Origin of the sequence: Bythopirellula sp., assembly GCF_041737835.1 — a bacterium.
In the GTDB taxonomy this organism is placed as follows: Bacteria; Planctomycetota; Planctomycetia; order Pirellulales; family Lacipirellulaceae; genus Bythopirellula.
In genome coordinates, this window is sequence record NZ_JBGSQY010000060.1 from 1 (window position 1) to 2,416 (window position 2,416).

The window sequence follows — 2,416 nt, forward strand, 5'->3', positions numbered from 1 at the left end:
AAACAACCCGCGCTCGCGCCGTCTCCGCAACCCCGACCAGCTCCGACGGCGCGAGCGCTTCCGCCAAAACCCGCCGCTCAAGGGGGTCAAAGTTGGACGCCGATGCGGGGTCAATATTGGGCGCCGATTGACACCGGTGACTCGGGAACCGTGCAATAACAATCCAGCCGGACCCGGACATTCCGCGCCCTATTATATAGCGCAATATCTAGTGCGTTTCGTGCGATGATCTCGGCCAAATCAGAGCCGGACGGCTCGTCACTCTGCAAGGGCCAGGTAACGTTCTCACGCGGAATCTCGATCGCGAACGGAATGCCCCAACCGGCCGCCCATCTCTCGAGAGCCAATTCCAAGTCCTCAATGAGAGCTACATCGAGCGTGCCGAGAGTATCCTCAGCACGCTCCAAAAACTCCTGTGGATCCGCGGAAACTCTGAGATCACCACTGTCGAAGTAGCTCCCAAGGAAACGGCACATTCCATTATCAATCTGTTGCCCGACTTCCGAATGACGGCACGCTAGGAAATCTGAAATGGTAAACCGTTTTGCCAATCCGTAGATGGCGAGTTCGTCAGTGGGGCGCGTCTGCAAATACCGAAAAAGCGACAAGACGCGCGCGACGGGCTCACGCAGCACCGTGAAGGCGTGCGCCTGTGGTATAAAGCGCTCCCAAAACGGATAAGATAGATGGCCGATGATCGCTGCGCTTCTTCCGAGGTATGGCCGCAAAAAGTCGCTTGGATCGCTGCCGGGCGGCGGCACCGCTCGGGCAAAGCGTGTGACGTTGGCGTCACCAAACACATTGCAGAACGCACAGTATATCGAAGTCCCCGCTGTTTTCGGAATATGAGGAAATAGAATACTTTTCATTCTCGTCAGCTTAAATGCTACCATGTCAGCCGTCGACTCACATGTAGCAAGTCAATAATTGACTATGGCAAGCGGCGTTCCCTCGACTCGAGTATATTGCGAGACTTTCCTATTTTTTGAAGGGAATTAGAGTGAGCTTCAGGCTGGAACTGCGAGGCTTTTGCCCAATCTGCGAAGGTCCGGCCACGTTTGTCGCAACGAATGAGTGGCTACGAGATCACCTCGCCTGTTTGCAGTGCCATTCGATCCCCCGCGAGCGCGCACTGATGCTTACGCTAAAATCAGTATATCCTGACTGGCGCAATGCCAATATTCACGAGTCCTCGCCCGCGCCACGCGGCCTTTCTGAAAAGTTACGTATCCAGGCTAGCGGATACAGTGCGTCGCACTTCTATCCCGATAAGTGCCCCGGATCGATGTTCCGCGGTGCGCGCGTTGAGAATATTGAGGCCATGACTTTCGAGGCAAATACCTTCGATCTATTTGTTACCCAAGACGTTATGGAGCATCTGTTCGACCCCTCAAGCGCACATCGCGAGATCTGGCGAACGCTGCGGCCCGGCGGCATGCATGTTCATACCGCACCAATTTACAAGCACTTGGTGACTACTACGAAGCAAGCTGTTCGATCGCCAGACGGTACAGTCCAGCATCTGGTCGAGACACCAGAATACCACGGCAATCCGGTCAGCGATCAGGGATCTTTGCTAACCGTAAAGTACGGCTATGACATCGACCAAATGATTGCTAAAGCTGCCGATTTCGATGTGGAGATACGGCGTTACCAAGACAAAACTCATGGTATTCTGGGTGAGTTCACTGAGACGATCGTTGCCATCAAGCGCGCGGCATATCGTTGAGCAAACTTTTCACAATCGCAGAATCATTCTACTCCATCAGCGTTGATCGCACACTTGGATCATCAAGCAACCGATCAAAATACGCAATTGTCCGTACAAGCCCTTCTTTCAGTGAAACTCGCGGCACCCATCCGAGGACGTCCTGCGCCACCGAAATGTCGGGTCGCCTAACACGTGGGTCATCCTCAGGACGCGGCTGATAAACAATCCTGGACTTGGAGTTGGTCAAAGCGACCACGGATGCCGCAAGCTCAAGGATCGTAAACTCTTCCGGATTTCCGAGATTGATTGGGCCCGTAACCTCACTAGGTGAAAGCATAAGCCGCATCAGGCCTTCGATCAAATCATCAACATAACAGAACGATCGCGTCTGGCTACCGTCGCCATAGATTGTGATATTGCGGCCGAGTAAAGCCTGCACAATGAAGTTAGAAACAACGCGCCCGTCATTCGGATGCATGCGGGGGCCATAAGTGTTGAAAATCCGAGCCACTTTAATCTCAAGTCGGTGCTGGCGCCAGTAATCGAAGAATAGAGTCTCGGCGCACCGCTTTCCTTCATCGTAGCACGAACGAGGCCCAATTGGATTGACGTTACCCCAATAACTCTCGATTTGCGGATGAACGAGCGAGCTATCGTCGAATCTTGGTGACGAGCGAGGTCAGGCGGCAGCGGCTTGAGCTTGCG

The 2,416-nt window shown here is 53.8% G+C and carries 3 protein-coding genes; 1 reads left to right on the top strand and 2 read right to left on the bottom strand.

Translation table 11 applies throughout. The features are described 5' to 3' along the window. Positions 1–110: 110 nt before the first annotated feature. Complete coding sequence (locus AC6T8Q_RS18205) at positions 111–893, bottom strand: sulfotransferase family protein (protein WP_500680439.1); 783 nt, start codon at positions 891–893, stop codon at positions 111–113. A gap of 107 nt (positions 894–1,000) precedes the next feature. Between AC6T8Q_RS18205 and AC6T8Q_RS18210 the strand changes: the two genes are divergently transcribed. Beyond that, a complete protein-coding gene (locus AC6T8Q_RS18210; protein WP_500680440.1) occupies positions 1,001–1,729 on the top strand; it encodes a methyltransferase domain-containing protein in 729 nt (242 codons plus the stop codon). 28 nt (positions 1,730–1,757) lie between these two features. On the opposite strand, the gene AC6T8Q_RS18215 is transcribed toward AC6T8Q_RS18210, so the two are convergent. Next, positions 1,758–2,342: an NAD-dependent epimerase/dehydratase family protein gene (locus AC6T8Q_RS18215; protein WP_500680441.1), complete on the bottom strand. Its 585-nt coding sequence runs from the start codon at positions 2,340–2,342 to the stop codon at positions 1,758–1,760. Positions 2,343–2,416 lie beyond the last annotated feature (74 nt).